The following is a 17565-nucleotide window of genomic DNA, read 5'->3' on the forward strand; positions in this document are numbered from 1 at the left end:
AGCGGGGCGCGCGCCGTGCGTAACCCGCCATGAGCCGCCGGCGGCGCTGGCGGGTTACGCGGCTGCGCCGCTAACCCGCCCTACGCCGCCGTCCCCGTCCATGGCCGCTGCGCGCGCCAGCGCTTCGAACTGGGCGATCGGCGCGGGCTTGGCGAACAGATAGCCTTGCGCCTCTTCGCAGCCTTTGCTGCCCAGGAATGCGCGCTGCGCCGCCGTCTCCACGCCTTCGGCGATCACCGCCAGCCCCAGCGAATGCGCCAGCGCGATGGTGGCGGCGACGATCACCGCGTCGTTCGGATCGGTCTCGATGTCTTTCACGAAACCGCGGTCGATCTTGATCCGGTCCAGCTCGAACAACTTGAGGTAGCTGAGCGAGGAGTAGCCGGTGCCGAAGTCGTCGATCGCCACCTTCAGCCCGCGCTTGCGCAGTTCGCGCAGCAGCTCGCGGCTGCGTTCGGGATCCTGCATGGCGGCCGATTCGGTGATCTCCAGTTCCAGCAGCGCCGGGTCGATGGCGCTTTCGGCCAGCAGTTTGTCGAGCAGAGGCAGCAGCGCGTTGCCGTGGCACTGGCGCGCCGACAGGTTGACCGCCAGCCGCAAATGGCCCAGCCCTTCGGTGCGCCAGCGCTGCAGCAGCTGCACCGCGCTGCGCAGCACCCAGTCGCCCAGCGGCAGGATCAGGCCGGACTCCTCGGCGATGGGGATGAAGCGGTCCGGCCCCACCATCAGCAATTCCGGGTGGTGCCAGCGCAGCAGCGCCTCGGCGCCGATGATGCGCCCGCTGGCCAGCTCCACCTGCGCTTGCAGATAGAGCTCGAACTCGTTCTGCTCGAGCGCCTGCCACAGCCGGTTTTCCAGCAGCAGGCGCTCGTGGGTGGCCGCGTTCATGGCCGGCGAGAAGAACTGGAAATTGCCCCGGCCGTGGCTCTTGGCGGCGTACATCGCGGTGTCGGCGTGGCGCAGCAGCGTGGCGCCGTCGTCGCCGTCGGAGGGGAACATGGCGACCCCCACGCTGGCGCCGCTGTGGATGGTTTTGCCCTGCAGCAGGAAGGGCGTGCTCAGCGCATCGACGATGCGCACCGCGACCTGGCTGGCCGATTCGGGCGTGACGCCGCCGCCGGCGAGGATGATGAACTCGTCGCCGCCGAGGCGGGCGATGGTGTCGATTTCGCGCAGCAGTTCGCGCAGCCGGTTGGCCACGGCGATCAGCAGCAGGTCGCCGGTCTGGTGGCCGTGCGTGTCGTTGATTTTCTTGAAGTGGTCGAGATCGATGAACATCACCGCCCCCTCGCTGTGGCTGCGGCGCGCTTGCGCCAGCAGCTGGTCCAGCCGCAGGTTCAGCGACAATCGGTTGTCCAGCCCCGTCAGCGGGTCGTGGTGGGCCAGGCGGTAGATGCGCTCCTGCGAACGCTGCTGCTCGGTCAGGTCGTGCAGGATGGCGACGAAGAGGTGCTCGTCCGGCAGCTCGACCTCGCTCACCGACACCGCCAGCGGGAAGGCGCTGCCGTCGCTGCGCCAGCCGGTCGCCTCGTGCTCGTGGCTGGCGCCGCTGGCGATGCCGCGCAGCAGCACGGCCGAGGTCTGGCCGTCGGCCAGCGGCAGCAGGTGCGCCAGCGGCAGGCCGGGCATCTGCTCCGGCGCGTAGCCGAACAATCGCCCGGCGGCGGCGTTGGCCGACACCAGCACGCCGTCGCTGCCGATGGTGAGGATGGCGTCGGCCGCCTTGTCGAGGATGGCCTGCAGGCGTGCCTCGCGCTCGCGCAGGCGGGCCGTGGCGTCCTTCACCTGGTCCTGGATCAGCGCGCGCTCGCCCGAAATCAGCAGCATCATGCCGCCCAGCAGCGCCGTCAGCAGCAGGCCGCAGGTGAGCACGGTCCAGCTCTGCCAGCCGCGCTGGGCCGCCGTGTAGTCCGGCGTGGCCGCCAGGGTCAGCATGTATTCGCGGCCGCCGAAGCGCAGCACGCGCTGCACCTCGTTGACGCGCGCGGCGGCGTTGGGCGCGCGCCGCAACTGGTCCTGCATGGTCAGCGGGCGGCTGCCGCTGATGTCCTGCAGGCGCACCTGGAAGGCGGGGAAGTTGACTTGGCCGACCGCGCGCCGGATGTAGGATTCGACCTGGATCGAAATGAGCAGCATGCCCAGCGGCGCGGCGCCGCTGGCCGGGCTGCGCACCGATTGCAGCAGGATCAGGCCCTTTTCGTCCTGGTGGCGGAACAGCGCGATCGGCGCGCTGGCCGAGGGCTGGCCGCTGCGCAAGGCCTGCCGCACGGCGCCCGCGCGCACCGGCTCGCTGAGGAAGTCGATGCCGAGATAGCGCCGGCTGGTGGACGGCTCGATGAAGGTCGACACCACGTACTCGCTGCGCGCGGCGGCGCGCGCCATGCGCTGGCCGACGCCTTCGCGGATCTCGAATTGCGGATCGATATGCTGCTTGCCCCACTGCTCGTAGGCGGCGCGCTGTTCATGGCCGAGCGGCTTGAGCCAGCTCATCGACAGCAGCTCGGGGCGCTTGTCCAGGTAGCCCGAGGCCAGGTTGGCGAAATCGTCTGCGCTGAGCGCGCGGCGTGGATCGTTGAGGGCCTTGGACATGGCGTAGATGAAGCGTTCGTGCTCGCTGAACTGGGCTTGCAGCAAGTCGCCCAGCTGCTGTGACTTGAGGCGGAAGGTCTGCATCTGCTGCGCGTTCTCCCAGTGCTCGACCTGGAAGTAGATGCCCACGAACACGGCGCAGGAGAGCAGCAGCGGCAAGCCCACCAGCCAGCGGCGGCGGCGCCACAAGGGCCGCGGGCGGCCGATGGCGATCCACGTCAGCGGCGCGGCCAGCAGGATGCCGGTGGTGTCGCCCAGCCACCAGGTGAACCAGTTGATGCCCAGCGCGTGCGCCGGCAAGGTGCCCAGCAGGCCGCTGCAACTGATGGCCACGCTGCTGCTGACCACGGCCAGCAGCGGCGTCAGCAGCATGAAGCTGAGCACGTCGCGTCCCATGCCGATGGCCGGCTGCATCAGGCGCCGCAGCACGTGCATCGCGACATAGGCTTGCAGGGTGGCGCCGGTGCCGGACGCCAGCGCGGCCAGGAATTGCTGCGGGGAAGGCAGGGCGGCCACGGCGAGCTGCCCGAGCGGCATCAGGTTGACCGCCACCGCGCCCAGCATGACCGCCGGCAGCAGGCGCGGCCCGTAGCTGAAGACGGCGGCCAGGGCAATGCCGGCCGGCAGGAACAGCGGCGAGGCGTAGGACTCGCCCAGCGCCATTTCCAGACCCAGGCGCCCGGTGGCCAGGTAGACCAGCGCCAGGGCGGCGTTGGCCAGCAGCGTGGCGCGCCAGCGGCGCGGGGAGTTGGTTCTTGTCTGCAAAATCCGTTGCTCCGATCCTGATCGATACATGCCCACCCACATGCTCGCCTACCCGCCTCCGCGTGTCGAATCTATAAGAAATCATTCAACTTAAAAACAACACTTGCACATTTACATTCATGTGTTTAAAATCTCGCCCCGAAGCAGACGAAACATCGCAGCTTGCAGAGAATGAAGTTAAAAAATTCTGCGGACGGCGTTGACAAGTTGAAGAAGTTGCTTCATACTCTGCGGTTCCTCGCGGAGGGGTGGCCGAGTGGTTAAAGGCGACAGACTGTAAATCTGTTCTTTCGAGTACGCTGGTTCGAATCCAGCCCCCTCCACCAAGTTTTTGCAAAAAAACCGGGTGATAGCAGTGAAGTGAACTAATCCTCGCGGGTGTAGCTCAATGGTAGAGCAGAAGCCTTCCAAGCTTACGACGAGGGTTCGATTCCCTTCACCCGCTCCAGTTAGCTTGCATCAATGTGGTACATCGCAACAAATAAAGCCCTTTTAGCTCAGTGGTAGAGCACTCCCTTGGTAAGGGAGAGGCCACGTGTTCAATCCACGTAAAGGGCACCAGAATTCGCAGTATCAGCAGTAATTCCACAGACAGTCGGGCGCGTGCCCTGCAATCTCATCAAATTGTTAGGAGTCTATAATGGCAAAAGGTAAATTCGAACGGACCAAGCCGCACGTCAACGTCGGCACCATCGGCCACGTCGATCACGGTAAAACCACCCTGACCGCTGCGATTGCAACCGTTCTGTCGAAGAAATTCGGCGGCGAAGCTAAAGCTTACGACCAGATCGACGCTGCACCGGAAGAAAAAGCACGCGGCATCACCATCAACACCGCGCACGTTGAGTACGAAACCGCTGCCCGCCACTACGCTCACGTAGATTGCCCAGGCCACGCCGACTACATCAAGAACATGATCACCGGCGCAGCGCAGATGGACGGCGCGATCCTGGTTTGCTCCGCAGCTGACGGCCCTATGCCACAGACCCGCGAGCACATCCTGCTGGCCCGTCAGGTTGGCGTTCCATACATCGTCGTGTTCCTGAACAAGTGCGACCTGGTGGACGACGAAGAGCTGCTGGAACTGGTTGAAATGGAAGTGCGCGAGTTGCTGTCGAAGTACGACTTCCCAGGCGACGACCTGCCTATCATCAAGGGTTCGGCACGCAAAGCGCTGGACGGCGACACCGGTCCCCTGGGCGAAGTGGCCATCATGGCCCTGGCCGACGCACTGGACAGCTACATCCCTACGCCAGAGCGCGCAGTGGACGGCGCCTTCCTGATGCCAGTGGAAGACGTGTTCTCGATCTCGGGCCGCGGCACCGTGGTAACCGGTCGTGTAGAGCGCGGCGTGGTGAAAGTCGGCGAAGAAATCGAAATCGTCGGCATCACCGACACCGTCAAGACCACTTGCACCGGCGTGGAAATGTTCCGCAAGCTGCTGGACCAGGGTCAAGCCGGCGACAACGTTGGTCTGCTGCTGCGCGGCACCAAGCGTGAAGACGTGCAGCGTGGTCAGGTTCTGGCGAAGCCAGGCTCGATCAAGCCGCATAACCACTTCACCGGCGAGATCTATGTTCTGTCGAAAGACGAAGGCGGCCGTCATACTCCGTTCTTCAACAACTATCGTCCACAGTTCTACTTCCGTACGACTGACGTGACCGGTTCGATCGAACTGCCAGCGGACAAAGAAATGGTTATGCCAGGCGACAACGTGTCGATCACCGTCAAGCTGATCAACCCGATCGCCATGGAAGAAGGTCTGCGTTTTGCAATCCGCGAAGGCGGCCGTACTGTCGGCGCCGGCGTGGTAGCCAAGATCCTGGCCTAAGAATTCGCGCCAAGAACTAGCGCCCGACTGCAGTCGGGTGCTATAATTGCGGATTCACTGATCAAGTTTTACGTAGGGGCGTAGCTCAATTGGCAGAGCGTCGGTCTCCAAAACCGAAGGTTGGGGGTTCGAGGCCCTCCGCCCCTGCCACCGAATCTGGTGCAGGGCACCGAAAGTAAAATAGAATGTCTAATCAATCCGTGCAAACCGTTAGCACGTCAAACGACAAGATCAAAGTCGTGCTGGCAGTGGTTGCAGCGATTGCAGGCGTAGTCGGGTTCTTTTACCTGGCAGGTCAACCATCCCTGGTGCGGGCAGCTGCGCTTGTGGGTGGTTTGCTTATTTCCGCCGGCATTGCTTACACCTCCACTTCTGGCCGCGAGTTCCTGAATTTCGCCAAAGAAGCTGTCCGCGAAACCAAAAAAGTCGTTTGGCCTACGCGCAAAGAAGCGACGCAAATCACGATGATCGTGTTCGCGTTCGTATTGGTAATGGCTGTGTTCCTGTGGGGCACGGATAAGTTGCTAGAGTTCCTGTTGTACGACGTGATTCTGGGTTGGAAACAATAATGAGCGAAAATGTGCAAGATGACGCGCCGGAAGTTCCGGCGCAAGACGCTGGCGCAGCACTGAGCGTACCGGTCAGCAACAAGCGCTGGTACGTCGTGCATGCTTATTCCGGCATGGAGAAAAGCGTGCAGCGCGCGCTGACCGAGCGCGTCGAGCGCGCCGGCATGCAGGACCAGTTCGGCCAGATCCTGGTGCCCACCGAAGAAGTGGTGGAAGTCAAGAACGGCCAGAAGTCCGTCACCGAACGCCGTTTCTTCCCTGGCTACGTGCTGGTGGAAATGGAAATGACCGACGAAACCTGGCACCTGGTGAAAAACACCAGCAAGGTGACCGGCTTCATCGGCGGCAAATCGAACAAGCCGACCCCGATTCCTGCGCGCGAGATCGACAAGATCATGCAGCAAATGCAGGAAGGCGTGGAAAAGCCGCGTCCGAAAGTGCTGTACGAAGTGGGCGAGCAAGTCCGCATCAAGGATGGCCCGTTCACCGACTTCAACGGCAACGTCGAAGAAGTCAACTACGAAAAATCCAAAGTGCGCGTCTCGGTCACCATCTTCGGCCGCGCGACCCCGGTGGAACTCGAGTTCGGCCAGGTCGAAAAAGTTTAAGTTTCGTTGTAAGCGCCCCTCGGAGCGCGGCTCCGGCCACATCCGACAAGAGGAGCCCTGCCAGGAAGTACCGGCGGGGCGCTACTACTCAATGCTAAGATAGGAAGTGCCCAAATGGCAAAGAAAATCATTGGCTTTATCAAGCTGCAAGTGCCAGCCGGTAAAGCAAACCCATCCCCTCCGATCGGCCCAGCGCTGGGTCAGCGCGGTCTGAACATCATGGAATTCTGCAAAGCGTTCAACGCGCAGACCCAAGGTATGGAACCAGGCATGCCGATCCCGGTCGTGATCACCGCATTCGCCGACAAGTCCTTCACCTTCGTGATGAAGACCCCCCCAGCGACGTACCTGATCAAGAAGCACTCGGGCGTTGTTAAAGGTTCGCCGAAGCCACATACCGACAAAGTCGGTAAGCTGACCCGCGCCCAGGCTGAAGAAATCGCAAAACTGAAGACCCCGGACCTGACCGCAGCCGACATGGACGCAGCAGTGCGCACCATCGCCGGTTCCGCACGTTCGATGGGCATCACGGTAGAGGGCATCTAATCATGGCAAAACTGTCCAAACGCGCTCAAGCCATCAAGGCTAAAGTAGACCGTACCAAAGTGTACGCTTTCGACAACGCAGTCAGCCTGATCAAAGAACTGGCTACCGCCAAGTTCAACGAATCGATCGACGTGTCGGTACAGCTGGGTGTGGATCCTAAGAAATCCGACCAGGTTGTGCGCGGTTCCGTCGTGCTGCCAGCCGGCACCGGCAAGACCGTACGCGTGGCCGTGTTCGCTTCGGGCGACAAGGCTGAAGCCGCTAAAGCAGCCGGCGCCGACGTCGTCGGTATGGAAGACCTGGCCGAGCGCGTCAAAGCCGGCGACATGCCTTTCGACATCGTCATCGCTTCGCCAGACACCATGCGTATCGTTGGTACCCTGGGCCAGATCCTGGGCCCACGCGGCCTGATGCCTAACCCGAAGGTCGGCACTGTTACCCCTGACGTCGCTACCGCCGTGAAAAACGCGAAAGCCGGCCAGGTTCAGTACCGTACCGACAAGGCAGGTATCATCCACGCGACCATCGGCCGCAAGTCCTTCGACGACGCCGATCTGAAGCGCAACCTGGTTGCCCTGATCGACGCGCTGAACAAGGCCAAGCCTGCTTCGTCGAAAGGCGTGTACCTGCGCAAAGTAGCGATCTCGTCGACCATGGGCGCCGGCGTCCGTGTTGACCACGCTACCCTGGCAGCGTAATTCTGTCTGTCGTTCCCGTGCAAACGGGAATCCATGCTGAGTATGGATACCCGCTTGCGCGAGTATGACAGCGGGCAAGAATTAAGTCCCGGTGTAAGCCGGGCGCATCTTTGGGCTGGCGACGCAAGTCGCCAGGCAATCAAAGACCGTTGGGGTGGGGGCAGCAGGCAGGCTCCCGCTTAATCGCCTTCAGGCGCCCAACGCAGATGGTGTACCCGATCAAGTTTTGCAGTCCATAGGACTCCTAACCTCGGACGCCGTTGTTCGAACCGATGCGGGGGATTATCCGCGCATCATTTAAGGAGGTTGACCGTGGGTCTCAATCTGAATGACAAAAAGGCCGTCGTTGCCGAAGTTTCCGCAAAAGTAGCAACTGCGCAAACCGTGGTCGTGGCCGAGTACCGTGGCATCCAGGTTGCTCACTTGACGCAACTTCGTGCTAAAGCGCGTACCCAAGGCGTATACCTGCGCGTGTTGAAAAACACCCTGGCCCGCCGTGCAGTAGAAGGTACGCAGTTCGCCGCTCTGGCCGACAGCATGACCGGCCCGCTGATCTACTCGATCTCGGACGACGCCGTTGCAGCAGCGAAAGTCATCAACGACTTCGCTAAAACCAACGACAAACTGGTCATCATCGCCGGTAACTACGCAGGTAAACAGCTGGATAAAGCTGCTGTTACCGCGTTGGCGAGCATTCCTAGCCGTGAAGTCCTCATCTCGCAGCTGTTGGGCGTTATGCTGGCACCGGTTTCGGGCTTTGCACGTGGTCTGGCTGCTCTGGCAGCGAAAAAGAGCGAAGGTTCGGAAGCTGCTCCTGCAGCAGCCGAAGAAACCGCAGCCGCTTGATAGCAGCTGGTTCTTTTTCTCAAGTAAACAATTCTGTAGCATACATATAAATTAGGAGTTTCAAATGGCAATTTCCAAAGACGACATCCTGGCAGCAGTTAGCGAAATGTCCGTAATGGACCTGAACGATCTGGTCAAAGCTTTCGAAGAAAAATTCGGCGTATCCGCTGCTGCTATGGCTGCTCCTGCAGCTGGCGGCGCAGCTGCTGCTGTTGCTGAAGAGCAAACCGAATTCAACCTGGTTCTGACCGAAATCGGCGCGAACAAAGTTGGCGTGATCAAAGTTGTGCGCGAAATCACCGGTCTGGGCCTGAAAGAAGCTAAAGACGTAGTGGACGGCGCACCTAAGACCGTTAAAGAAGCGCTGTCGAAAGCTGACGCTGAAGCCGGCAAGAAGAAGCTGGAAGAAGCTGGCGCCAAGGCCGAACTGAAGTAATCTAGTTGTACTGGCGAGTGTTATCGCCGCGAGTCAAAGTGAGGCATTCCTTTCGAAAGGAAGGAATGCCGGCTTTGGCTCCTTTGTCGTCTTTGTCGTATTTGTAGCGCGTAGTTGCCGCATCCTGGCGCCGCAGTTTGATCATATCGACCTGAAATGATAGAGGCTTGAGGTTTCGTCTGTGTGACGTTCGTTCCGCAGCGCACCTTGCAAAACCTGAATTTTCTATCCTTTCTGTCACTCACGGAGTGTCCATGCACTACTCATTTACTGAGAAGAAACGCATTCGCAAGTCATTCGCGAAGCGCGCCAACGTCCACAACGTTCCGTTCCTGCTGGCTACCCAGCTCGAGTCCTACCACAACTTCCTGCAAGAAGACATCGCACCGTCGACGCGCAAGAATGACGGCCTGCAGTCGGCCTTCACCTCCATTTTCCCTATCGTTTCGCACAATGGCTTCGCGCGTCTCGAGTTCCTGTCGTACGTGCTGGGCGACCCCGCCTTCGACGTCAAGGAATGCCAGCTGCGCGGCCTGACGTTCGCGTCGCCGCTGCGCGCCAAGGTACGCCTGGTGATCCTGGACAAGGAATCGCCGACCAAGCCTGTCGTCAAGGAAATGAAGGAACAGGAAGTCTACATGGGCGAACTGCCCCTGATGACCACCACCGGTTCGTTCGTGATCAACGGTACTGAGCGCGTTATCGTTTCGCAGCTGCACCGCTCCCCGGGCGTGTTCTTCGAGCACGACCGCGGCAAGACCCACTCGTCCGGCAAACTGCTGTTCTCGGCCCGCATCATTCCTTACCGCGGCTCGTGGCTGGACTTCGAGTTCGACCCGAAAGACATCCTGTTCTTCCGCGTCGACCGCCGCCGCAAGATGCCGGTGACGATACTGCTGAAGGCCATCGGCATGTCGCCGGAACAGATCCTGGCGAACTTCTTCGTCTTCGACAACTTCCACCTGCGCTCCGAAGGCGCCGAGATGGAATTCGTGGCCGAACGCCTGCGCGGCGAAGTCGCGCGCTTCGACATCGTCGATCCGAAGACCGGCAAGGCGCTGGTGATGAAGGACAAGCGTATCAATGCCAAGCATGTGCGCGACATCGAGACCGCCGGCCTGAAGCACATCTCCGTGCCGGAAGACTACCTGCTGGGCCGCGTGCTGGCGAAGAACATCGTGGACCCGGAGACCGGCGAAGTGGTGGCCAACGCCAACGACGAACTGACCGAAGACGTGCTGGCACGCCTGCGCGAAGCTTCGATCAGCGACATCCAGACCCTGTACACCAACGACCTGGACCAGGGCGCCTACATCTCGCAGACCCTGCGCATCGACGACACGATGGACCAGACCGCCGCCCGCATCGCGATCTACCGCATGATGCGTCCAGGCGAACCGCCGACCGAAGAGTCGGTGGAAGCGCTGTTCAACGGCCTGTTCTACAGCCCTGACCGCTACGACCTGTCGGCCGTCGGCCGCATGAAGTTCAACCGCCGCATCGGCCGCGACGAACTGACCGGCATGATGACCCTGTCGAACGAAGACGTGCTGGCCGTGATCAAGATCCTGGTCGAGCTGCGCAATGGCCGCGGCGAAGTCGACGATATCGATCACCTGGGCAACCGCCGCGTACGCTGCGTGGGCGAACTGGCCGAAAACCAGTTCCGCGCCGGCCTGGTGCGCGTCGAGCGCGCCGTCAAGGAACGCCTCGGCCAAGCCGAAGCGGACAACCTGATGCCGCACGACCTGATCAACTCGAAGCCGATTTCGGCCGCCATCCGCGAGTTCTTCGGTTCGTCCCAGCTGTCGCAGTTCATGGACCAGACCAACCCGCTGTCGGAAATCACCCACAAGCGCCGCGTCTCCGCGCTGGGACCGGGCGGTCTGACCCGCGAACGCGCCGGCTTCGAGGTGCGCGACGTGCACCCGACCCACTACGGCCGCGTGTGCCCGATCGAAACGCCTGAAGGCCCGAACATCGGCCTGATCAACTCGCTGGCACTGTACGCCCGCCTGAACGAATACGGCTTCCTGGAAACCCCGTACCGCAAGGTCGAAGGCTCCATGGTGACCGACAAGATCGACTACCTGTCCGCCATTGAAGAAGGCCGCTACATCATCGCCCAGGCGAATGCGACCATCAGCAAGGAAGGCAAGCTCTCCGACGAACTGGTGTCGGCCCGTGAAGCCGGCGAGACCATCCTGGTGTCGCCGGAGCGCATCCAGTACATGGACGTGGCGCCGGGCCAGATCGTGTCGGTCGCCGCGTCGCTGATTCCCTTCCTGGAACACGATGACGCGAACCGCGCGCTGATGGGTGCCAACATGCAGCGCCAGGCCGTGCCTTGCCTGCGTCCTGAAAAGGCGCTGGTCGGTACCGGCATCGAACGCACCGTGGCAGTCGACTCGGGCACCACCGTGCAAGCACTGCGCGGCGGCCTGGTGGACTACATCGATGCGGGCCGCGTGGTGATCCGCGTCAACGACGAAGAGGCGACGGCCGGCGAAGTCGGTGTGGACATCTACAACCTGATCAAGTACACCCGTTCCAACCAGAACACCAACATCAACCAGCGTCCCATCGTGCAGGTTGGCGACCGCGTGGCCAAGGGCGACGTGATCGCCGACGGCGCATCGACCGACCTGGGCGAGCTGGCGCTGGGCCAGAACATGACCGTGGCCTTCATGCCATGGAATGGTCTGAACTTCGAGGATTCGATCCTGATCTCGGAAAACGTCGTCAAGGACGACCGTTACACCTCGATCCACATCGAAGAGCTGTCCGTGGTCGCGCGCGACACGAAACTGGGCGCGGAAGAAATCACCCGCGACATCTCGAACCTGGCTGAGAACCAGCTGGCCCGTCTGGATGAGTCCGGTATCGTCTACATTGGCGCGGAAGTGACCGCCGGCGACACCCTGGTCGGTAAAGTGACGCCGAAAGGCGAAACCCAGCTGACGCCGGAAGAGAAGCTGCTGCGCGCCATCTTCGGCGAAAAAGCGTCGGACGTGAAAGACACCTCGCTGCGCGTGCCTTCGGGCATGGTCGGCACCGTGATCGACGTCCAGGTGTTCACCCGCGAAGGCATCGTGCGCGACAAGCGCGCCCAGCAGATCATCGACGATGAACTGAAGCGTTTCCGCCTGGACCTGAACGACCAGATGCGTATCGTCGAGGGCGACGCCTTCCAGCGTCTGGAGAAGATGCTGATCGGCCTGGTGGTCAACGGCGGTCCGAAGAAGCTGGCCAAGGGCGCCAAGATCACCAAGGACTACCTGGACGATCTGGACAAGTACCACTGGTTCGACATCCGCCCGGCGGACGACGCTGCCGCCACCGCGCTGGAAGCCATCAAGGAATCCATCAACGAGAAGCGCCACCAGTTCGACCTGGCCTTCGAAGAGAAGCGCAAGAAGCTGACGCAAGGCGACGAGCTGCAGCCTGGCGTGCAGAAGATGGTCAAGGTTTACCTGGCCGTGAAACGCCGCCTGCAGTCGGGCGACAAGATGGCGGGCCGCCACGGTAACAAGGGCGTGGTTTCGCGCATCGTGCCGGTGGAAGACATGCCTTACATGGCCGACGGCACGCCGGCCGACGTGGTGCTGAACCCGCTGGGCGTTCCGTCCCGCATGAACGTGGGTCAGATCCTGGAAACCCACTTGGGCTGGGCAGCCAAGGGCCTGGGTATCCGCATCGGCGAAATGCTGGCGCAGCAGATCAAAGTGGAAGAGATGCGCAAGTATCTGACCACCGTGTACAACGAGTCGGGCCGTCCGGAAGACATCGATCAATTCGACGACGAAGAGATCATGAAGCTGGCGCACAACCTGAAAAAAGGTGTGCCGTTCGCGACCCCGGTGTTCGACGGCGCGCACGAGTCGGAAATCCGCCGCATGCTGGACCTGGCTTACCCGGACGACGTCGCCGCCAAACTGGGCATGACGCCGTCGAAGAACCAGGTCACGATGTACGACGGCCGCACCGGCGAAGCGTTCGAGCGCAAGGTCACCGTCGGCGTGATGCACATGCTGAAACTGCACCACCTGGTCGACGACAAGATGCATGCGCGTTCGACCGGTCCATACTCGCTGGTGACGCAGCAGCCACTGGGCGGTAAAGCCCAGTTCGGCGGCCAGCGCTTCGGTGAGATGGAGGTGTGGGCACTGGAAGCGTACGGCGCGTCCTACGTGCTGCAAGAGATGCTGACTGTGAAGTCGGATGACGTGAACGGCCGTACCAAGGTGTACGAGAACCTGGTCAAAGGCGACCACGTGATCGACGCGGGTATGCCGGAATCGTTCAACGTGCTGGTGAAAGAGATTCGTTCCCTGGGTATCGATATCGACCTGGAACGCAACTAAGACACTGGCGCCGCCGGGCGGCGGAAACCCGCCGCCCGGCAGCTTTAAGAATTCAATCACCTGGAGTGATACATGAAAGCTCTGCTCGATCTATTCAAGCAAGTTCAGCAAAACGAGACGTTCGACGCGATCAAGATCGGTCTGGCCTCGCCTGAAAAAATCCGTTCGTGGTCCTACGGCGAAGTCAAAAAGCCGGAAACCATCAACTACCGTACCTTCAAGCCAGAGCGCGACGGCCTGTTCTGCGCCAAGATCTTTGGCCCGATCAAGGACTACGAATGCCTGTGCGGCAAGTACAAGCGCCTGAAGCACCGCGGCGTGATCTGCGAAAAGTGCGGCGTTGAAGTCACGCTGGCCAAGGTGCGCCGCGAGCGCATGGGCCACATCGAACTGGCCTCGCCGACCGCGCACATCTGGTTCCTGAAGTCGCTGCCGTCGCGCCTGGGCATGGTCCTGGACATGACCTTGCGCGACATCGAACGCGTGCTGTACTTCGAAGCGTACGTCGTGACCGATCCCGGCATGACCCCGCTGAAGAAGTGCCAGATCATGTCGGAAGACGACTACGCCGCCAAGTACGAAGAGTACGGCGACGACTTCACCGCCTTCATGGGCGCCGAAGGTATCCGTGAACTGCTGCGCTCGATCGACATCCACCGCGATGCCGAGACGCTGCGCGTGGAACTGAAGGAATCGAAGTCCGAAGCGAAGATCAAGAAGTACGCCAAGCGCCTGAAAGTGCTGGAAGCGTTCCAGCGTTCGGGCATCAAGCCGGACTGGATGATCATGGAAGTGCTGCCGGTGCTGCCGCCGGAACTGCGCCCGCTGGTCCCGCTGGACGGCGGCCGCTTCGCGACCTCGGATCTGAACGATCTGTATCGCCGCGTGATCAACCGCAACAACCGCCTGAAACGCCTGATGGAGCTGCGCGCGCCGGAGATCATCACGCGCAACGAAAAGCGCATGCTGCAGGAAGCGGTCGACTCGCTGCTGGACAACGGCCGTCGCGGCAAAGCGATGACCGGCGCCAACAAGCGTCCGCTGAAATCGCTGGCCGAGATGATCAAGGGCAAGGGCGGCCGTTTCCGTCAGAACTTGCTGGGCAAGCGCGTCGACTACTCGGGCCGTTCGGTCATCGTGGTGGGTCCGCAGCTGAAACTGCACCAGTGCGGTTTGCCGAAGCTGATGGCGCTGGAACTGTTCAAGCCCTTCATCTTCAACAAGCTCGAACTGATGGGCCTGGCTACCACGATCAAGGCCGCTAAAAAGCTGGTCGAGATCCAGGAGCCGGTCGTGTGGGACATCCTGGAAGAAGTCATCCGCGAACACCCGATCATGCTGAACCGTGCGCCTACGCTGCACCGTCTGGGCATCCAGGCTTTCGAGCCGGTCCTGATCGAAGGCAAGGCCATCCAGCTGCACCCACTCGTCTGCGCGGCGTTCAACGCCGACTTCGACGGTGACCAGATGGCTGTCCACGTGCCGCTGTCGATCGAGGCGCAGATGGAAGCGCGCACGCTGATGCTGGCGTCGAACAACATCCTGTTCCCGTCCAACGGCGAGCCGTCCATCGTTCCTTCGCAGGATATCGTGCTGGGTCTGTACTACGCGACCCGCGAAGCGATCAACGCCAAGGGCGAGGGCATGCTGTTCCCGGACGTGTCCGAAGTGATACGCGCCTACGACAACAAGGAAGTCGAACTGACGACCCGCATCACCGTGCGTATCGTCGAGAATCCCAAGGACGCGGAAACCGGCGAGTTCGTGCGCACCCTGACCCGTTACGAAACGACGGTCGGCCGCGCCATCCTGTCCGAGATCCTGCCGAAGGGCCTGCCATTCTCCGTGCTGAACCGCGCGCTGAAGAAGAAGGAAATCTCGAAGCTGATCAACACCTCGTTCCGCAAGTGCGGCCTGCGCGCCACCGTGGTCTTCGCCGACCAGCTGATGCAGTCGGGCTTCCGCCTGGCGACTCGCGCCGGTATTTCGATTTGCGTGGACGACATGCTGGTACCGCCGCAAAAAGTCACCCTGATTTCGGCTGCGGAGCAGGAAGTCAAACAGATCGAGCAGCAGTACGCTTCGGGTCTGGTGACGGCCGGCGAGCGTTACAACAAGGTCGTCGACATCTGGGGCAAGACCTCCGATGAAGTCGGCAAGGCCATGATGGACCAGCTGAAGGTGGAAGACGTCGTCAAGCGCGACGGCACCACCACCACCCAGGAATCGTTCAACGCGATTTACATGATGGCCGACTCCGGCGCCCGCGGTTCCGCGGCCCAGATTCGCCAGCTGGCGGGTATGCGTGGTCTGATGGCGAAACCGGACGGTTCGATTATCGAAACGCCGATTACCGCGAACTTCCGCGAAGGCCTGAACGTGTTGCAGTACTTCATCTCGACCCACGGCGCTCGTAAAGGTCTGGCCGATACGGCACTGAAGACCGCGAACTCGGGTTACCTGACCCGCCGCCTGGTCGACGTGACCCAGGATCTGGTTGTGATCGAGGACGATTGCGGCACCTCCAACGGCACGCTGATGAAGGCGATGGTCGAAGGCGGTGAAGTCATCGAAGCGCTGCGCGACCGTATCCTCGGCCGCGTCGCTGGCACCGACATCGTCAATCCTGAAACGCAGGAAACCCTGTTCGAAGCCGGCACGCTGCTGGACGAAGACATGGTCGAAGAAGTCGAACGCATGGGTATCGACGAAGTCAAAGTTCGTACCCCGCTGACTTGCGACACGCGCTTCGGCCTGTGCGCCAAGTGCTATGGCCGCGATCTGGGCCGCGGCATGCTGGTCAACTCCGGCGAAGCGGTCGGCGTTGTGGCGGCACAGTCGATCGGTGAGCCGGGTACCCAGCTGACCATGCGTACCTTCCACATCGGTGGTGCGGCGTCGCGTGCGGCAGTGGCATCGTCGGTGGAAGCGAAGTCGAACGGTATCATCCGTTTCACCTCGACCATGCGTTACGTCACCAACGGCAAGGGCGCGCAAATCGTCATTTCCCGTTCGGGCGAAGTGCTGATCACCGACGACCACGGCCGTGAGCGCGAGCGTCACAAGGTGCCGTACGGCGCGACCCTGATCGTCAAGGACGGCATGGTCATCAAGGCCGGTACGGCCCTGGCGACCTGGGATCCGCTGACCCGTCCTATCATCACCGAGTACGCCGGTACGGTGCGCTTCGAGAATGTCGAAGAAGGCGTGACCGTGGCCCGTCAGGTGGACGAAGTGACCGGTCTGGCCACCCTGGTGGTGATCGATGCCAAGCGTCGCGGTTCGCTGACCAAAACGCTGCGTCCGCAGGTCAAGCTGCTGAACGAAGACGGCAACGAAGTGAAGATCGCCGGCACCGAACACGCCGTGGCGATCGGCTTCCAGGTTGGCGCGCTGATCATGGTGAAAGACGGCCAGGCAGTATCGGTGGGTGAAGTGCTGGCACGTATCCCGACCGAATCGCAGAAAACCCGCGATATTACCGGTGGTCTGCCGCGTGTTGCCGAGCTGTTCGAAGCACGTTCGCCGAAAGACGCGGGCATGCTGGCCGAAGTCACCGGTACCGTTGCGTTTGGTAAAGAGACCAAGGGCAAGCAGCGTCTGGAAATCACCGACATGGACGGCAACAAGCACGAGTTCCTGATTACCAAGGACAAGCAAGTGCTGGTGCACGACGGCCAGGTGGTGAACAAGGGCGAGATGATCGTGGACGGCCCGGCCGATCCGCAAGACATCCTGCGTCTGCTGGGTATCGAAGCGCTGGCGCGTTACATCGTCGACGAAGTGCAGGACGTGTACCGTCTGCAGGGCGTGAAGATTAACGACAAGCACATCGAAGTGATCGTGCGCCAGATGCTGCGCCGCGTTCAGATCGTCAACGCCGGCGACACCGACTACATCGTCGGCGAGCAGGTTGAGCGTTCGGAACTGCTGGATGAGAATGACCGCATGAACGCGGCTCAGAAGATTCCTGCGACCTACGAAAACGTACTGCTGGGTATTACCAAGGCATCGCTGTCGACCGATTCGTTCATTTCGGCCGCATCGTTCCAGGAAACCACCCGCGTGCTGACGGAAGCGGCCATCATGGGCAAGCGCGACGGTCTGCGCGGCCTGAAGGAAAACGTCATCGTCGGCCGCCTGATCCCGGGCGGCACCGGCCTGGCCTTCCACCGCGCCCGCCGCGAGAAGGAAGTGTGGGAAGCGGAAGAGCGCAAAGCGCTGCTGGACGCCGAACGCGCGGCCATCGTCGCCGAGCTGCCGGAAGAAGTTCCGCACCACAGCGACGAAGCGTAAGCTTCACGTTGCACAGA

The 17565-nt window shown here is 61.5% G+C and carries 10 protein-coding genes and 4 tRNA genes; 13 read left to right on the forward strand and 1 reads right to left on the reverse strand.

What is annotated here, in order from left to right:
• Positions 1-54: 54 nt before the first annotated feature.
• Entirely contained in the window at positions 55-3354 is a 3300-nt protein-coding gene (locus tag ACSQ8Y_RS26220) for an EAL domain-containing protein (protein ID WP_436269336.1), read from the reverse strand.
• A 242-nt stretch (positions 3355-3596) separates the two neighbouring features.
• Between ACSQ8Y_RS26220 and ACSQ8Y_RS26225 the strand changes: the two genes are divergently transcribed.
• The 13 genes from ACSQ8Y_RS26225 to rpoC all read left to right on the forward strand — a co-directional run bounded on the left by ACSQ8Y_RS26225 (position 3597) and on the right by rpoC (position 17548).
• Positions 3597-3680: transfer RNA gene (locus tag ACSQ8Y_RS26225), tRNA-Tyr, on the forward strand.
• Between the two features lie 48 nt (positions 3681-3728).
• A tRNA-Gly gene (locus ACSQ8Y_RS26230) sits at positions 3729-3802 on the forward strand.
• Between the two features lie 38 nt (positions 3803-3840).
• Positions 3841-3915 (forward strand) — tRNA-Thr (locus tag ACSQ8Y_RS26235).
• Positions 3916-3994: 79 nt separating this feature from the next.
• Entirely contained in the window at positions 3995-5185 is a 1191-nt protein-coding gene (gene tuf / locus ACSQ8Y_RS26240; protein WP_436269337.1) for an elongation factor Tu, read from the forward strand.
• Positions 5186-5259: 74 nt separating this feature from the next.
• Positions 5260-5335, forward strand: a tRNA-Trp gene (locus tag ACSQ8Y_RS26245).
• A gap of 35 nt (positions 5336-5370) precedes the next feature.
• The gene (gene secE, locus ACSQ8Y_RS26250; RefSeq protein WP_436269338.1) at positions 5371-5754 is read left to right on the forward strand and encodes a preprotein translocase subunit SecE; all 384 of its coding nucleotides are present in this window, start codon (positions 5371-5373) and stop codon (positions 5752-5754) included.
• Entirely contained in the window at positions 5754-6362 is a 609-nt protein-coding gene (nusG, locus tag ACSQ8Y_RS26255) for a transcription termination/antitermination protein NusG (protein WP_436269339.1), read from the forward strand. The genes secE and nusG overlap by 1 nt, the downstream gene beginning before the upstream one ends.
• 114 nt (positions 6363-6476) lie before the next feature.
• Positions 6477-6908: a 50S ribosomal protein L11 gene (gene rplK, locus ACSQ8Y_RS26260; protein WP_436269340.1), complete on the forward strand. Its 432-nt coding sequence runs from the start codon at positions 6477-6479 to the stop codon at positions 6906-6908.
• A 2-nt stretch (positions 6909-6910) separates the two neighbouring features.
• Positions 6911-7606 (forward strand): 50S ribosomal protein L1, encoded by a 696-nt coding sequence (gene rplA / locus ACSQ8Y_RS26265; protein ID WP_436269341.1) that lies wholly within the window; start codon positions 6911-6913, stop codon positions 7604-7606.
• 312 nt (positions 7607-7918) lie between these two features.
• Positions 7919-8452, forward strand: a complete 534-nt coding sequence (gene rplJ, locus ACSQ8Y_RS26270; protein ID WP_436269342.1) for a 50S ribosomal protein L10 — start codon at positions 7919-7921, stop codon at positions 8450-8452.
• Positions 8453-8516: 64 nt separating this feature from the next.
• Entirely contained in the window at positions 8517-8888 is a 372-nt protein-coding gene (rplL, locus tag ACSQ8Y_RS26275; RefSeq protein WP_436269343.1) for a 50S ribosomal protein L7/L12, read from the forward strand.
• A gap of 254 nt (positions 8889-9142) precedes the next feature.
• Entirely contained in the window at positions 9143-13252 is a 4110-nt protein-coding gene (gene rpoB, locus ACSQ8Y_RS26280) for a DNA-directed RNA polymerase subunit beta (RefSeq protein WP_436269344.1), read from the forward strand.
• A gap of 72 nt (positions 13253-13324) precedes the next feature.
• On the forward strand, positions 13325-17548 hold the full coding sequence (gene rpoC, locus ACSQ8Y_RS26285) for a DNA-directed RNA polymerase subunit beta' (protein WP_436269345.1): 4224 nt from the start codon (positions 13325-13327) through the stop codon (positions 17546-17548).
• The last annotated feature ends 17 nt before the right edge of the window (positions 17549-17565 follow it).

Source organism: Pseudoduganella sp. LjRoot289 (assembly GCF_964252925.1).
In the GTDB taxonomy this organism is placed as follows: domain Bacteria; phylum Pseudomonadota; class Gammaproteobacteria; order Burkholderiales; family Burkholderiaceae_D; genus Rugamonas.